At 32.8% G+C, this 16276-nt stretch carries 18 protein-coding genes; 15 read left to right on the top strand and 3 right to left on the bottom strand.

The annotated features are described in order from the left end of the window. Window positions 1–11: 11 nt before the first annotated feature. Window positions 12–989: a pyruvate dehydrogenase complex E1 component subunit beta gene (locus tag ACZ098_RS05120; RefSeq protein ID WP_487310665.1), complete on the bottom strand. Its 978-nt coding sequence runs from the start codon at window positions 987–989 to the stop codon at window positions 12–14. A 262-nt stretch (window positions 990–1251) separates the two neighbouring features. On the opposite strand from ACZ098_RS05120, the gene ACZ098_RS05115 reads away from it, so the two are divergent. The 5 genes from ACZ098_RS05115 (at window position 1252) to ACZ098_RS05095 (ending at window position 5801) form a co-directional block, all read left to right on the top strand. Beyond that, a complete protein-coding gene (locus ACZ098_RS05115) occupies window positions 1252–1998 on the top strand; it encodes an electron transfer flavoprotein subunit beta/FixA family protein (RefSeq protein WP_487310664.1) in 747 nt (248 codons plus the stop codon). A gap of 76 nt (window positions 1999–2074) precedes the next feature. Further along, on the top strand, window positions 2075–3043 hold the full coding sequence (locus tag ACZ098_RS05110) for an electron transfer flavoprotein subunit alpha/FixB family protein (RefSeq protein ID WP_487310663.1): 969 nt from the start codon (window positions 2075–2077) through the stop codon (window positions 3041–3043). A gap of 259 nt (window positions 3044–3302) precedes the next feature. Next, complete coding sequence (locus ACZ098_RS05105) at window positions 3303–3932, top strand: bifunctional nuclease family protein (RefSeq protein ID WP_487310662.1); 630 nt, start codon at window positions 3303–3305, stop codon at window positions 3930–3932. Window positions 3933–4021: 89 nt separating this feature from the next. Beyond that, complete coding sequence (locus ACZ098_RS05100; RefSeq protein WP_487310661.1) at window positions 4022–4846, top strand: thymidylate synthase; 825 nt, start codon at window positions 4022–4024, stop codon at window positions 4844–4846. Window positions 4847–4856: 10 nt separating this feature from the next. After that, window positions 4857–5801 (top strand): TonB family protein, encoded by a 945-nt coding sequence (locus tag ACZ098_RS05095; RefSeq protein WP_487310660.1) that lies wholly within the window; start codon window positions 4857–4859, stop codon window positions 5799–5801. A 49-nt stretch (window positions 5802–5850) separates the two neighbouring features. Here the strand turns inward: ACZ098_RS05095 and ACZ098_RS05090 are convergent, their stop codons facing one another. Beyond that, the gene (locus ACZ098_RS05090) at window positions 5851–6147 is read right to left on the bottom strand and encodes an isoamylase early set domain-containing protein (RefSeq protein WP_487310659.1); all 297 of its coding nucleotides are present in this window, start codon (window positions 6145–6147) and stop codon (window positions 5851–5853) included. Between the two features lie 237 nt (window positions 6148–6384). On the opposite strand from ACZ098_RS05090, the gene ACZ098_RS05085 reads away from it, so the two are divergent. From ACZ098_RS05085 to porT, 4 genes are all read left to right on the top strand, one after another. Beyond that, window positions 6385–6717, top strand: a complete 333-nt coding sequence (locus ACZ098_RS05085) for a 2TM domain-containing protein (RefSeq protein WP_487310658.1) — start codon at window positions 6385–6387, stop codon at window positions 6715–6717. Window position 6718: 1 nt separating this feature from the next. Beyond that, window positions 6719–7201 carry a dihydrofolate reductase gene (locus tag ACZ098_RS05080; protein WP_487310657.1) on the top strand — a complete coding sequence of 161 codons (483 nt, stop codon included), beginning with the start codon at window positions 6719–6721 and terminating at the stop codon, window positions 7199–7201. Window positions 7202–7464: 263 nt separating this feature from the next. Continuing rightward, entirely contained in the window at window positions 7465–8196 is a 732-nt protein-coding gene (gene ubiE / locus ACZ098_RS05075; RefSeq protein WP_487310656.1) for a bifunctional demethylmenaquinone methyltransferase/2-methoxy-6-polyprenyl-1,4-benzoquinol methylase UbiE, read from the top strand. Window positions 8197–8219: 23 nt separating this feature from the next. Continuing rightward, on the top strand, window positions 8220–8921 hold the full coding sequence (porT, locus tag ACZ098_RS05070) for a type IX secretion/gliding motility protein PorT/SprT (protein ID WP_487310655.1): 702 nt from the start codon (window positions 8220–8222) through the stop codon (window positions 8919–8921). On the opposite strand, the gene ACZ098_RS05065 is transcribed toward porT, so the two are convergent. Continuing rightward, window positions 8908–9645 (bottom strand): TrmH family RNA methyltransferase, encoded by a 738-nt coding sequence (locus ACZ098_RS05065; protein WP_487310654.1) that lies wholly within the window; start codon window positions 9643–9645, stop codon window positions 8908–8910. The genes porT and ACZ098_RS05065 overlap by 14 nt on opposite strands. Window positions 9646–9679: 34 nt before the next feature. Here ACZ098_RS05065 and tamL point away from each other — a divergent pair, with 34 nt between their 5' ends. From tamL to ACZ098_RS05035, 6 genes are all read left to right on the top strand, one after another. Beyond that, window positions 9680–12229 carry a translocation and assembly module lipoprotein TamL gene (gene tamL / locus ACZ098_RS05060; RefSeq protein WP_487310653.1) on the top strand — a complete coding sequence of 850 codons (2550 nt, stop codon included), beginning with the start codon at window positions 9680–9682 and terminating at the stop codon, window positions 12227–12229. Window positions 12230–12275: 46 nt separating this feature from the next. Then, window positions 12276–13343, top strand: a complete 1068-nt coding sequence (gene fbaA / locus ACZ098_RS05055; protein WP_487310652.1) for a class II fructose-bisphosphate aldolase — start codon at window positions 12276–12278, stop codon at window positions 13341–13343. 86 nt (window positions 13344–13429) lie between these two features. Beyond that, window positions 13430–14284 carry an acetyl-CoA carboxylase, carboxyltransferase subunit beta gene (gene accD / locus ACZ098_RS05050; protein WP_487310651.1) on the top strand — a complete coding sequence of 285 codons (855 nt, stop codon included), beginning with the start codon at window positions 13430–13432 and terminating at the stop codon, window positions 14282–14284. A gap of 64 nt (window positions 14285–14348) precedes the next feature. After that, window positions 14349–15116, top strand: coding sequence for a cyclase family protein (locus ACZ098_RS05045; RefSeq protein WP_487310650.1), 768 nt, complete (start codon window positions 14349–14351; stop codon window positions 15114–15116). 3 nt (window positions 15117–15119) lie between these two features. Continuing rightward, on the top strand, window positions 15120–15491 hold the full coding sequence (locus tag ACZ098_RS05040) for an MmcQ/YjbR family DNA-binding protein (RefSeq protein ID WP_487310649.1): 372 nt from the start codon (window positions 15120–15122) through the stop codon (window positions 15489–15491). Between the two features lie 48 nt (window positions 15492–15539). Next, complete coding sequence (locus tag ACZ098_RS05035; RefSeq protein ID WP_487310648.1) at window positions 15540–16250, top strand: PH domain-containing protein; 711 nt, start codon at window positions 15540–15542, stop codon at window positions 16248–16250. Window positions 16251–16276 lie beyond the last annotated feature (26 nt).

The raw sequence follows: 16276 nt of genomic DNA, 5'->3' as shown, positions 1-16276 counted from the left end.
AATAGATTATATTACTTGTACATTACTTTTTTGACAGCTTTAACAACATCGTTAGCATTTGGTAACCACTCTTTTAACAAGGTAGGTGAATAGGGCGCTGGTGTATCGGCAGTTGTAATTCTTTGTACTGGTGCATCAAGAAAATCAAAAGCTTTGTCTTGAACCATAAATGCAATTTCAGAAGCCACACTTGCAAAAGGCCAAGCTTCTTCTAAAACTACCAAACGGTTGGTTTTTTTAACGGATTTGATAATTGCATCATAATCCATCGGACGGACTGTTCTTAAGTCGATAATTTCGCAAGAAATACCTTCTTTAGCCAATTCCTCTGCAGCAATATGAGCTTCTTTAATAATTTTACCGAAAGAAACTATGGTAACATCAGTACCTTCTCTTTTAATATCAGCAACTCCTAATGGTATGATGTATTCTTCTTCAGGAACTTCTCCTTTATCGCCATACATTTGCTCGCTTTCCATGAAAATAACTGGATCGTTATCTCTAATTGCGGCTTTCAATAATCCTTTAGCATCATAAACAGTTGATGGTACTACAACTTTTAAACCTGGAGTATTGGCAAACCAGTTTTCAAATGCTTGCGAGTGTGTAGCTCCTAATTGTCCTGCAGAAGCTGTTGGTCCACGAAAAACCATAGGCATAGGAAATTGTCCAGCACTCATCTGACGCATTTTGGCAGCATTATTTATAATTTGGTCAATTCCAACCAACGAGAAATTGAATGTCATGTATTCAACAATTGGACGACAACCATTCATGGCAGATCCAACGGCAATTCCAGCAAAACCTAATTCAGCAATTGGAGTATCAATAACTCTTTTTGGACCAAATTCGTCAAGCATTCCTTTTGAAGCTTTGTAAGCACCATTATATTCGGCAACTTCTTCACCCATTAAATATACTGACTCATCGCGGCGCATTTCTTCACTCATTGCCTCGCAGATTGCTTCTCTAAATTGTATCGTTCTCATATAAACTATGTATTACTTCAGATTTTTGAAATGCAAAAATAAAAATTAAAAATGATAAAAAAACATATTAAACTGTAAATAATCGATGTTGCTGCCTTGTTTTTTTATTTCAACAAAAGTTAAATATGACGCGATGATTTTAAGTATAGCTACGAAATCGATATAATACTGCAATTTTTTAAAAAAATAGTATGCGTGCATACAAATATTAGAAATATATTTTATACTTTTACAATCTGAAAAATCTTTTAATATATATAAAATGAAAATATTAGTTTGCATCAGCCACGTGCCAGATACTACTTCCAAAATTAACTTTGTAAACGGTGATTCTGAATTTGATACAAATGGTGTTCAATATGTTATCAATCCGAATGATGAGTTTGGATTAACAAGAGCAATTTGGTTTCAGGAGCAACAAGGAGCAAATGTAACCGTTGTAAATGTTGGAACACCTGATACTGAACCAACTTTAAGAAAAGCACTAGCAATTGGAGCTAACGAAGCAATTCGTGTTAATGCACCAGCTACTGACGGATTTTATGTGGCAAAACAGTTGGCAGAAGTTATTAAAACAGGAAATTATGACTTAATTATCTGTGGAAAAGAATCATTAGATTACAATGGAGGAATGGTACCGGGAATGTTAGCTGCATTATTGGGTTACAACTTTGTAAACTCTTGCACCGAACTTACAATTGACGGAACTTCTGCAAAAGCAGCAAGAGAAATCGACGGTGGTAAAGAATTGGTTTCAACATCATTACCATTAATTGTTGGTGGACAAAAAGGATTAGTTGAAGAAAAAGATCTTAGAATTCCAAACATGAGAGGAATCATGACTGCTAGAACCAAAGTTTTAACGGTTCTTGAGCCAGTTGAAGCATCAATTGAGACCAAAGCAGTAAAATTTGAAAAACCAGCTCCAAAATCAGCGGTAAAATTATTTTCTGCCGATGATTTAGACGGATTAGTAAGTGCTTTACATAACGAAGCGAAAGTTATCTAAAAATTATTATACATTATAAATTCTGAATTTTAAATTAATTCAAAATTTATAATTCAAAATTTAAAATAAAAAAATTATGTCATTATTAATATATGCAGAATCAGCAGAAGGTAAATTCAAAAAAGTAGCTTTTGAATTAGCTTCATATGCAAAAAAAGTAGCCGAATCTCTTGGCACAACTGTAACGGCAGTAACTGTTAACGCTTCGGATGTTTCAGAATTGTCAAAATACGGAGTAGACAAGGTTTTGAAAGTTACTAACGATAAATTAGCCAATTTCACTGCCAAGGCTTATGCCGATGTAGTAAAACAAGCGGCACAAAAAGAAGGAGCAAAAGTAATTGTGCTTTCATCAACAACCGACAGTTTATACCTTGCACCTCTTGTAGCTGTTGGGCTTGAAGCTGGATTTGCTTCTAATGTTGTTGGATTGCCAGTTGCTACAACACCATTTCAAGTAAAAAGAACGGCTTTTTCAAACAAAGCATTCAATATTACCGAAATTTCTACTGATGTAAAAGTACTTTCGTTAGCTAAAAATTCTTACGGATTGGTAGAAAGCGCTTCATCATTATCTGAAGAAGATTTTGCGCCAACATTAAATGACGGAGATTTTTCAGTAAAAGTAGAATCGGTAGAGAAAGCAACAGGAAAAGTTACAATTGCCGATGCAGATGTAGTAGTTTCTGGAGGTCGCGGATTAAAAGGACCAGAAAATTGGGGATTAATAGAAGACTTGGCATCAGTTCTTGGAGCTGCAACCGCTTGTTCTAAACCAGTTTCTGATTTAGGATGGCGTCCTCACAGTGAGCACGTTGGACAAACAGGAAAGCCAGTTGCAACCAATTTATATGTTGCTGTAGGAATATCTGGAGCGATTCAACACATTGCTGGTGTCAACTCATCTAAAGTAAAAGTGGTCATCAATTCTGATCCTGAAGCGCCATTTTTTAAAGTAGCCGATTACGGAATTGTTGGTGATGCATTTGATATCTTGCCAAGATTAACTCAAAAATTAGAAGAATTTAAGGCAAGCAACAACTAAAAATATAACTAACTCAAATTCGAAAGCTATCTAAAGAAATTTTAGGTAGCTTTTTTTTGTAAATCAATTTTAAGAAGCAAAAGTTTTTTGTTACTTTGCAATGGCAATTCCTGCTTTCCACTTGTAGTCGCGAAAAAAATGCGAGCTACCGTTGCAATCAGGGCTAAACGAAAATTTGTATTGAATTTCTATCAGTTTTTTAGTAAGAACTTTTTTAATTCTCCCACATAAAATCTAATATAAGCAACCTAAAATCTCTATGAGTTTAGTAAAACTAACAATAAAAGGCATATCCTATAGTCAAACCCAAAATGGCGCTTACGCATTAATTTTGAACGAAGTAGATGGTGAAAGAAAATTACCAATTGTAATTGGAGCTTTCGAAGCGCAATCTATTGCAATTGCTTTAGAAAAAGAAATCAAGCCACCGCGTCCTTTGACACACGATTTGTTCAAGAGCTTTGCCGATCGTTTTGATATCGTGGTAAAACAAGTAATCATTCATAAGCTTGTCGATGGCGTATTTTATTCAAGTATAATCTGCGAAAGAGATAAAATAGAAGAAATTATAGACGCAAGAACTTCTGATGCAATAGCATTGGCACTTCGATTTGCGGCACCAATTTTTACCTACAAAAATATTCTTGACAAAGCAGGAATTTACCTTAATGCTAGCCAAACAGATTCTGAAAATCAAAATGCAGATGACGATGGAGTTTTGTCAACACCAGATACTTTTGGGGCAGAAAACGATGAGGCTAATTCAGAAAACAATTATAAAAAATTCAGCCTCTCTGAACTTCATGAATTTCTAGAAATGGCTGTTCAAGAAGAAGATTACGAGAAAGCAGCTCGAATTCGCGACGAAATTTCTAAAAGAGAATCTTAAAAATAGTAATTAGTGGTCAGTTTTTAGTATTCAGTAATTTACTAACCAATTAAACTTATAAACTCATAATCTTTTAAACCTTTTTCAAAGTGAAACAATACCACGATTTAGTAAAACATGTTTTAGAACACGGAACACAAAAAGGAGACCGAACTGGTACCGGAACTAAAAGTGTTTTTGGTTACCAAATGCGTTTTGATTTAGCCGAAGGTTTTCCAATGGTTACAACCAAAAAGTTACACCTAAAATCGATAATTTACGAATTGTTGTGGTTTTTAAAAGGCGATACCAATATTGGCTATTTAAAAGAAAATGGCGTAAAAATTTGGGATGAATGGGCTAATGAAAACGGCGATTTAGGTCCGGTTTATGGTCATCAATGGCGCAATTGGAACAGCGAAGAAATTGATCAAATTACCGAGTTAATTGATACTTTAAAGAAAAATCCAAACAGTAGACGCATGTTGGTTTCTGCTTGGAATCCATCGGTTTTACCAGATACTTCTAAATCATTTGCAGAAAATATAGAGAACGGAAAAGTAGCTTTACCACCATGTCATGCCTTTTTTCAGTTTTATGTAGCCGATGGAAAACTATCATGTCAACTGTACCAACGAAGCGCAGATATTTTTCTTGGCGTTCCCTTCAATATTGCATCTTACGCCTTGTTAACAATGATGATTGCACAAGTTTGCAATTTGCAAGTCGGCGAATTCATACACACATTTGGCGACGCACACATCTACAACAACCATTTTGAACAACTTGAGTTGCAATTATCTCGCGAACCAAGACCACTTCCTAAAATGATTTTAAATCCAGAAATAAAAAATATTTTTGATTTTACTTTTGACGATTTTACTTTAGAAGGGTATGATCCGCATCCGCATATTAAAGGTGCAGTAGCAGTTTAAATTTACACATATGAAAAATCTATTTTTTGTAGTTTTATTTTTATCATTTTCAGTTTTTGCGCAAGAAAATAATTCTGATGTAAAATATCTGGATTCGTTGGGTAAACCAGCTTCAAAAGAAACGTATTATAAATACGAAGTTTTTGAAAAAGACAATTCAAATCCTGATGTATATATTTTAAAAGCCTTCGACAAACAACAAAAATTGATGTATGCACGTTCTTATTCGGATGCGAGTGGGAAAACACTGCATGGAGAAACTTTAAATTATTATCCAAACGGAAACAAAAAAAGTAGTTTTAACTACCTAAATGGTAAAGTTGTTGGTAAAAGTTATAAGTGGTATGAAAACGGTAAACAACAAGAAGAATCAGAGTATGTTGATGCTGATTTCGAATCACAACGATATTATAAAATGATTAGTTTCTGGAATGAAAAAGGAGAGAAACTGGTAGTAAACGGAACTGGCCAATTTACATCAGAAGATGAGTACTACACCGAAAGTGGTTCTTATAAAGAAGGTTACAAAGAGGGTAAATGGTATGGCGCATCTAAAAAAAATAAATATCGTTACGAAGAAATATATGCCAACGGCGATTTAGTTTCGGGTGTAAGTACTGAAGAAAATGGAGAGCAAAATCACTATACAACACTCGAGATTCGACCAGAGCCAATTAAAGGATTGCAACATTTTTACAAACACATTTCCAAAAATTTTAAAGCGCCTAATAGTGCTTATAAAAATAAAGTGAAAGGTAAAATTATACTAACGTTTGTTGTAGATAAGGACGGACAAATAACCGAACCTAAAGTAGTTTCGGGTTTAGGATATGATTTAGATAAAGAAGCCATAAGAGTTTTAACAACCTATGAGCCTTGGAAACCTGCTTTACAAAAAGGACGTAGAGTACGTTGTTCCTTTTCAATTCCAATACAACTCGACTTTACACTATAAAAGAAAACCGATTTACTACTTTGTAAATCGGTTTTTAATTTATGTTTTATTAAACCTCCAAAACACTGTTTTCAGCACCAGCAAAGTCATTCCAACGGAAACCATCGGCTTCTGTTTCGTTTACAAATTCACCGTCTACGATATATTTAAATTCATAAGAATTATCTTTTTCCAAATCAAAAGCGCCTTTAAAAGTACCATTTTTCTGTTTAGATAATGCGCCTTCGCTTGGTGTCCAATTATTGAAATCTCCAATAACTGCTACTGATGTTGCTTCTTTAGCTTCAAGTGAGAAAGTTACTTTACAAACAGGCTTTGATTTTATAAATTGTTTTTTAACTGCCATAACTAATTAATTTATAGATTAATGACGCAAAGTAAAGTAATATTTCAAAAAGAACTAGCAATGTAATGCAGAATTATTGTTTTAGTAAAATCCAGCATAAAAAAAACATATATTCTTAATATATAACTACTTAATTTAAAATATTAAAATCAGAAAACGTTTGCACGCTAAATTATATCCAATGTTAAATTTTGAAATTTAATTTTTTTTGGTATCTTTAAATCAAATTCCTGACCTATGAATACCGAACAACACGAAATGTACGAATATGCAAGAAAGAGAATTAAACAAAAAAAGAAGCTCTATTTTCATTTTGTAGTACTATTTCTAGGAAGCATTTTTATGTTTGTCACCAACAAATGGTTGAATATTGGCGAACCGACCAATTGGTACATTTGGGCAATAACAGTTTGGGTTTTTATATTCATTTTACATTTTATAAAAGTCTTTATTACAGACAGTTTTATGAATAAAAAATGGGAGCGAGAACAAATTAACCGACTGGTTGCTATGCAAGAAAATAAAATTGAAAAACTAAAAAACGAAGTCGAAAACCAGAACAAACTTTAAGATGATAATCCAAATTGCTGCAGCTGCAGAAAACAATGCACTAGGAAAAGACAACCAACTAGTGTGGCATTTGCCCGACGACTTTAAAAGATTCAAACAACTCACCACAGGACATTACATTATTTTAGGTAGAAAAACTTTTGAAAGTTTCCCAAAACCATTGCCTAATCGAACACATGTAATTATAACTAGAAATAAAAATTATAAAGCTGAAGGTTGCATAATCGTAAATTCTATTGAAGAAGCATTAAAAGTTGTGCCTCAAGACCAAGATGTTTTCATCATTGGTGGCGCCGAAATTTACAAACAATCTATACATTTATCTGATAAAATTGAGCTAACACGCGTGCATACAACTTGCGATGCCGATGCTTTTTTCCCAGAAATAAATCCGCAAGAATGGCTGTTGGAATCTGAAGAATTTCATCCAAAAGACGAAAAACACCAATTCGATTTTACATTTCAAACCTTCATAAAAAAATAAATAAAGTAATTATTTGAAGTCAGTTTTTGAGTCTTTCAACAATAGTAATTCCTTTTTTTTATACAATTTGCTTTTAAAAAATCGGAGATTCCAATTTCAAACCAAGTTTACTGAACTTTTGTGTAAATAAAAAGTAGGGAATGTAATTAGTGCAAAAAATCATTTATAGCTTTGAAAAAATAGTCTTAAAGCAACCAAACTATTAGAATTGAAATTGATACAAAATTTGTACTTTTGTACTCAAAAAAATTAGCTAAAACCCAATGTCAAAAAATATTACACCCTATAAAGATTCTACTTTAGGTAAAAAAGAACAAGTTGCCCAAATGTTCGACACTATTTCAGGAAATTACGACGGTTTAAATCGTGTAATATCGTTTGGAATCGATATCAAATGGAGAAAAAAAGTACTGAAGTTAGTAGCAGATAAAAATCCAGAAAATATACTCGACATTGCTACAGGAACTGGAGATTTGGCAATATTAATGACCAAAACTAATGCCAAAAAAATTATCGGATTAGACATTTCTGCCGGAATGCTAGAGGTAGGGAAAAAGAAAATTTTAGAAAAAAATCTGCAAAACGTGATTGAAATGGTAATTGGCGATAGCGAAAGTATGCCATTTCCAGACAATCATTTCGATGCCATAACCGTATCATTTGGAATACGAAATTTTGAAACTTTAGAAAAAGGCTTGGCTGAAATTCTACGTGTTTTAAAACCTAACGGAATATTTGTAATTCTAGAAACATCCAATCCAACCAAAACTCCTTACAAACAAGGGTACAAGTTTTATACTAAAAACATTTTACCCGTAATTGGTAAATTGTTTTCTAAAGACGATGTAGCATATGGATATTTGTCAGAATCAGCCTCGGTTTTTCCTTTTGGAGAAGTTTTAAACAATATTTTACGAAAAATTGGGTTTATAGATGTCGTAGCAATGCCCCAAACTTTTGGAGTTGCCACGATATACACAGCATCTAAAAAATAATTTTGCACTCCTTGAACTACACTATGAAAAAAATAGTTTATCTTATTATTTTGGTTTCTTGTCTTCAGCTACATGCACAAACCAAAGGTATTTTCAGTAAAGATCCAATCATTAATTTAGAAAACTGGGATAAGCAAAGAGTTTATTGGGGTTATTTTTTAGGATTCAATAGATATGATTTTAAATTTGATTACAAAGTTCCAGGACAAGACATTTTAGTAAAAAATGTTACCGGTTTTAATGTAGGTTTGGTTGGTGATTTGCGTTTGCATGAAAATATCAATCTACGATTTGAGCCGGGATTGTATTATACTCAAAGAGATTTATCATATGCTAATTTTACCAACGAATTAGATGCTTTGCGTGAAGTAAAATCAACTTACATTCATTTTCCGTTGCTATTGAAATTTTCGTCTAAACGAGTTGGAAACATTCGTCCGTATTTACTTGGAGGAGTTTCATCGGCATTAAACTTGTCAAGTAATTCCAAATCTAAAGATGATAATTTGCAACAACGTTTTAGAGTAAAACAATGGACAAGCAATTATGAAATAGGATTCGGAATTGATTTGTACACAGAATATTTCAAATTTTCTCCATCCATAAGAGGCGTTTTTGGACTCAGCGACGAGTTAATTCGCGATAACGATCCTAATAGTCCTTGGACAGGTAATGTTGATGCAATGAAAACTAGAGCAATCTTCATTAACTTCACATTTCATTAGAGTTTCTTTTAAATTCGCTTAAAAAAATGGCAGTTGCGGTAGCTACATTTAAACTTTCGGTTTTTTGTAAATTGCCAAATCTCGGAATCGCTATTCTGTGATTTACATATTTTTCAAATTTTTCAGAAATTCCATTGGCTTCATTTCCTAAAAGTAAAATTCCGTATTGAGGTAGTAACTTATTGTATACGTTTTCGCCATCCATAAAGGTTCCGAATAACGGAAGTTGGTTTTTAGAAAAATAATCTTCTAATGATACATAGGCAATAGATACTCTGGATATAGAACCCATCGTAGCTTGAATTACTTTGGGATTATAAAGATCGACAGTTTGTTCAGAACACACAATTTGTTGGATGCCGTACCAATCGCAAAGGCGAATAATAGTGCCAAAATTTCCAGGATCGCGAATATCGTCTAACGCAACAATCAAGCCCGAGTTTTGTAGTTCTTTAGATTTTGGAATTTCAAAAAGTGCCAAACAATTGTTAGGAGTTGCAAGACAGGTTATTTTTTTAAGTTCGTTTTCGGTGATGCGTGTTTTTTTAGATTCAGAAACGTTAAAAAACAAATTTTCGGTTTCGTACAAATGGTTTAGCACGAAGTTTGATTCTAATAATTCTTGAATTACTTTTGCTCCTTCAGCAATAAATAACTGGTTTTTTTGACGGTATTTTTTTTGCTGTAAACTAGTAATTAGTTTAATTTGGTTTTTACTAACCATAAAAAATGTACTTTTGAATTAAATTTTGCATCCATTGAAAAAACGCTTTACAAAAATATCATTATTTATTTTAATCGGACTTATAATTGTTGCTTGTAATTCGACTAAAAAAGTTCCTTCTACCAAAAGATTATTGACAAAAGTTGCTATTGAGGTAGATGAGAAGAAAAAAAATGAAGAAGATTTAGTAAACCAATTGTATCAAAAACCCAACACTACTTTTTTGGGCTATCGTTTGCGTTTGAATATTTTTAATTTAGCGAAGCAAAAATCAGATTCATCGTACCAAGCTTGGTTAGAAAGAAAGCCCAATAGACATAAGTTTTTGACCTCAGTTTTATCAGAAAAGCAAGTTGATCGATTAGGAAAATCATTTGCAGTGTCAGGATTTAATAATTTCCTGATGAAAACTGGTGAACCGCCAGTTCTATTTGATTCGATTAGTACTAAAAAAACACTTAAACGACTCCGTGCCTATTATTTTAATCGAGGATATTTCGATGTAAAAACATCATACAGTGTAGATACTTCAAAGACCAAGAAATTGGATTTAAAATATGCCATAAATCTAGGTAAACCGTATATTATTGATAGTCTGTTTCGAGACATTCAATCGCCAGTTTTAGATTCGTTATACGAAAATAAAAAAGAGCTTTCGTTTATAAAGCCAAAGCAACGTTACAGTACGCAAGATTTTGAAAGTGAACGAGCGCGACTTACTACCGATTTTAGAAATAACGGTGTTTATTTTTTTCAGCCAAATTATATAACCTTCAATTTGGATACTATTGATAAAGGAAAAACTCCCAATGTAAAGCTAATAATCAAAGATCAAAATATTCGTGTTAACGATACTTCTACTACTGTCCCTTTCAAAATTTATAAAGTAAATAAAATTAATATTTTCACCGATTATTCGTCTACTCAAAATCAGATTAATGTGCGCGATAGTGTGACTTATAATGGTTTTAACTTGTATAGCGAAAATAAACTGAAATACCGTCCAAGGGCCATTACAGATGCTGTATTCATAACACCTGGAAGTAAATATTCTGATATTCGTACTACGCTGACTTCACGATTTCTTAGTAATCTAAAAGTTTTTAACTATCCCACAATTCAATATGTTGTAGATCCAAAAGATGAAAACTCATTAATTGCCAATATTTTTTTAACACCAAGAAAAAAATATACGTTCAATGCCTCGGTCGATTTTACACATTCTAACATTCAAGATTTTGGTATTTCAGGAACTACTTCAGTTGGAATAAATAATGTATTCAATGGTGCAGAAACTTTTGAAATTGGTTTTCGAGGCAACATTGGTTCATCAAGACAGTTGGATAATCCCAATAATAATTTCTTTAATATATCAGAATTTGGTGTCGATGCCAAGTTGAATTTTCCGAGAATATTTCTTCCGTTCAATACCGATAAGATTATTCCAAAAACCATGATTCCTTTTACTACTTTTAGTGTAGGATATGCCAAACAACGTAATATTGGACTTGATAAGCAAAATTTCACCAGCGCATTGACCTACAATTGGACTCCTAAAAGAGGTAGAACTGCACGATTTGACATATTAAACATTCAGTTTGTTAAGAATTTGAATGTCAGAAATTATTTTAACATCTATAAATCCTCTTACAATACACTAAATGTTTTAGCAAATAATTATAATGCGAGTACAGAATATTTCGATAATAATAATAATTTAATCATTGAAAGCGGTACTAACGGCTTTATATCAGATGTGTTGTCTGATCCAGCTGGTATTGAAGTTTCGTCTCAAGATTTAAGAACGGTGAGAAGTATAGAAGAACGACGTAAACGACTTACAGAAAACAATTTGATTTTTGCAACAAGTTTCAGTTATTCTAGAACAACGAGTACAGGAGTTAACGATAATAATTTTAATACGTTTAGAACCAAAATAGAATCTGCTGGAAATTTATTATCTATTTTAGCTCGTGCGTCAAAACAGTTGCAGAATCAAAACGGTGCCAATACCATATTTGATGTAGAGTTTTCTCAATACATTAAAACAGAGTTCGAATACATTAAACATTGGGATTTAAGCAGAAAAAAAGTAGTAGCAATTAGAAGTTTTTTTGGTATTGCTATTCCGTATGGAAATTCGAATAGTGTACCATTTTCTAGAAGTTATTTTTCTGGAGGTTCGAACGATAATCGAGCATGGCAACCATATAGTTTAGGTCCAGGAAGTAGTGGCGGCGTTAACGATTTCAATGAAGCCAACATGAAAATAAGTTTTAATGCAGAATTTCGATTTAATATTTTCGGCAAGCTTAATGGCGGTTTGTTTAGTGATATTGGTAATATTTGGAATATATTTGATAACGTTCAAAACGATGCTTCAACATTTGATTCTCTTCAGTCATTAAATGATATTGCTGTCGGAACAGGATTTGGATTGCGGTATGATTTTGGACTATTTGTAGTTCGAGGCGACTTAGGATTTAAAACCTACAATCCGGCTAAAGAAGTGAACGAAAAGTGGTTTAAAGAGTTCAATTTTTCAAAGTCGGTTGTAAATATTGGTATAAATTATCCGTTCTAAATTAAGAAATTATTACTTTTGTAAACTTAACTTAAAAATAACAACAATGGCTCATAACATTAAACCTGGAGTTGCAACTGGAGATGACGTGCAAGCAATATTTCAATATGCTAAAGAAAAAGGCTTTGCTCTTCCAGCGGTAAACGTAACAGGATCAAGCACTATTAACGGAGTTTTAGAAACTGCAGCAAAATTAAATGCACCAGTAATTATTCAATTCTCTAATGGTGGAGCACAATTTAATGCCGGTAAAGGACTTTCAAATGCTGGCGAAAAAGCGGCAATTGCTGGTGGAATTGCTGGAGCAAAACACGTACATACTTTAGCAGAAGCTTATGGCGCAACTGTTATACTTCATACAGACCATTGTGCTAAAAAGTTATTGCCTTGGATTGACGGTCTTTTAGATGCATCAGAAAAACATTTTGCAGAAACAGGAAAACCATTGTTTTCTTCACACATGATTGATTTGTCTGAAGAACCAATTGAAGAAAATATCGAAATTTGTAAAACCTATTTGGCTAGAATGAGCAAAATGGGAATGACATTAGAAATAGAATTAGGAATTACAGGTGGTGAAGAAGACGGTGTAGATAATTCAGATGTAGATAGTTCTAAATTATATACACAACCAGAAGAAGTAGCTTATGCTTACGAAGAACTTTCTAAAGTTTCTCCAAGATTTACAATAGCTGCTGCTTTCGGAAACGTTCACGGTGTTTACAAGCCAGGAAATGTAAAATTAACTCCTAAAATTTTAAAAAATTCTCAAGATTACGTTCAAAATAAATTCAATACAGGTCACAATCCTGTAGATTTCGTTTTCCACGGAGGTTCAGGATCGACGTTAGAAGAAATTAGAGAAGGTATTTCTTATGGTGTAATCAAAATGAATATTGATACCGATTTACAATTTGCTTTTACCGAAGGAATTCGTGATTACATGGTTAACAATATCGAATATTTAAAAACCCAAATCGGTAATCCAGATGGAGCCGAATCGCCAAACAAAAAATACTACGATCCAAGAAAATGGACACGTGAAGGCGAAGTAACTTTCAATACAAGACTAGAACAAGCATTTGCCGACTTAAATAACGTAAATACACTTTAAACTATTTTAAATTTTGAATTATAAATTTTAAATTCTAATAGGGAATAATTTATAATTCAAAATTTATAATTTAAAATAATAAGGACATGGCCTGGTTTAAAAGAACAGCAAAAGGAATTACAACCGCGACTGAAGATAAAAAAGATGTTCCAAAAGGACTTTGGTATAAATCTCCAACAGGAAAAATAATTGACCAAGACGAGCTTGCACGAAATCTTTGGGTAAGTCCAGAAGATGATTTTCATGTAAGAATAGGAAGTAAAGAATACTTTGAAATATTGTTTGATAACAACGAGTTTAAAGAACTTGATGCTAAAATGACTGCAAAAGATCCTTTGCACTTTGTTGACACTAAAAAATATTCAGATAGATTAAAAGATGCTCAAGAAAAAACACATTTAAAGGATGCTGTTAGAACAGGAGTAGGAAAGTCTAAAGGAAAAGAATTAGTTGTGTGTTGCATGGATTTTGCCTTTATCGGCGGTTCTATGGGCGCTGTTGTTGGTGAAAAAATAGCTCGAGGAATAGACTATTCAATAAAAAACAACGTTCCGTTCTTGATGATTTCAAAATCTGGAGGCGCGAGAATGATGGAAGCTGCCTATTCATTGATGCAATTGGCCAAAACATCGGCGAAGTTAGCACAACTTGCAGATGCTAAAATTCCGTACATTTCATTGTGTACCGATCCAACTACTGGTGGTACAACGGCTTCTTATGCAATGCTAGGTGATGTAAATATTTCTGAACCAGGTGCATTAATTGGCTTTGCTGGACCAAGAGTTGTAAAAGATACAACTGGTAAAGATTTACCAGAAGGTTTTCAAACTGCAGAATTTGTTCTAGAACATGGTTTTCTAGATTTTATAACACCTCGAAAAGAACTAAAAGACAAGATTAACTTATACTTAGATTTAATTTTGAATCAAGAAGTTAGATAAAAAAACAATCCCATCAGTAAATAATTGATGGGATTTTTTTATGTTTGTTAAAACAAAATAATCCATGATTGCCTCAATCAAAACTGAAACTACTACTTTTGAGATAGATTTATCCCAACCATTAGATATTTCTATTTCATTATCAAATACCGATTTAAATCCAATAGCATGGTATCTTGAAAAACCGGTTATCGAGCCCGTTGCGTTCGACAATTGGATAGGAAAGGTTTCAGAAGGTAGCTCAACCAATTTTAATACTATTATTTTCAATCCTCACGGTCACGGTACGCATACCGAATGTTTGGGTCATATTACTAGAGAATTTTATTCGATTAATCAGTGTTTAAAGCAGTTTTTCTTTACAGCCGAATTGATTTCAGTTGAACCTAAATTGCTGAATAATGATTTGGTAATTACTAAAAATCAGATTGAGAATGCTTTGAATGGAAAAGTTCCTGAAGCAATAATAATTAGAACTTTACCCAATTTAGATTCAAAAAAATCAAAAAACTACTCCAACAGCAATCCACCTTATTTATGTGAAGAAGCGGCTGCATTTATTAGGGAGTTGGGAATTTCACATTTATTAATAGATTTACCAAGTGTTGATAGAGAAGTTGATGAAGGAAAACTTGTGGCTCATAAAGCCTTTTGGAACGTAACTAATATTGATAATTTGAATGATTCCGCACGACGTAATGCAACAATCACCGAGCTAATATTTGTTGATGACACTGTTGTTGATGGTTCCTATGTTTTAAATTTGCAAATAGCATCTTTTGAAAATGATGCTTCACCGTCAAAACCTATTTTATATAAAATACTACCATAAATAATGAATATTCAACAGATTTATGATTTTTGCCTAAGCAAGAAAGGAGTGACCGAGCATTTTCCTTTTGATGAAGACACGCTTGTATTTAAGGTTGGAGGAAAAATGTTTGTGCTAAGTTCTTTAAAGCAATGGGAGCTTGGCAATCCATCATTAAACTTAAAATGTGATCCAGAAAAAGCAGAAGAGCTAAGAGCCGAATATGATGCTATAAATCCAGGGTTTCATATGAGTAAAATACATTGGAATACAGTCGATTTAAATAGCGATGTTCCTGATAAAATGATTTGTTCGTTGATTAATGATTCTTACGATTTGGTTTTTAACAGTTTAACCAAAAAGATACAAAATGAAATTCATCAATTAGAAAATTAGGCATTACTTTTGTGTGAATTATAAATATAAATTTCTAAGAAATAAATTATGATTGATAATCTAAAAAAAATATTAAACGAAGATCAAGATCCAAAGGCTATCGAGAAAATTACAGCCAAATTAGAAAATCTTCTAATGTCAAATGAAGAAGTTGGATACATCGCAGTACAAAAAAAGCCAGCTGTAACAATTCTTCCAGATAGCATTGTAGTTACAAATAAAAGAATTATCCTTTGCAAACCTAAAAATCTTGGGTTGTCAATGGAGTTTGTAGATTATGATTGGGATGATATTGCAGCAAGTTTTGTAAAAGAAGGTATTCTTGGAGCAGAGTTTACATTTACTACCAAGTCCGAACTTACTCAAACAGTTGATTATTTGCCTAAAAATCAGGCAAGAAAATTATATACCTTTGCTAAAGAACAATTGGATTTGTTAAAAAATCCTATTATAGCACCAACAGTTACTACGGAAGAGGTAAAATCCATTGAATCTGAAGTTGTGCCTGAGGAAGTTATTGAAGAAATTGTTGCTGAAGAAGTGACCAATTTTGCCGAAATTATTCCAGCTGTATCGTATTCTAATTTTGAAGAAGTTAAAACAGAAACACCAGCGTCTTCATCCGAAAAGAAGTTAAGCGAATTATCACAAGATGAGTTATTTGATAAACTTCAGAATTATAAAAAATTATTAGACAATGGATTGATCATGCAAGGTGAGTATGATAATTATAAAAAAGAAATTTTAACTTATATGTAATTTTTTTACAAAAATAAAAGGTTTGA

The organism is Flavobacterium sp. SP2 (genome assembly GCF_057626655.1).
Note: the sequence above shows the minus strand (reverse complement) of the source record. Positions and strands in the feature narration are given on the sequence as shown.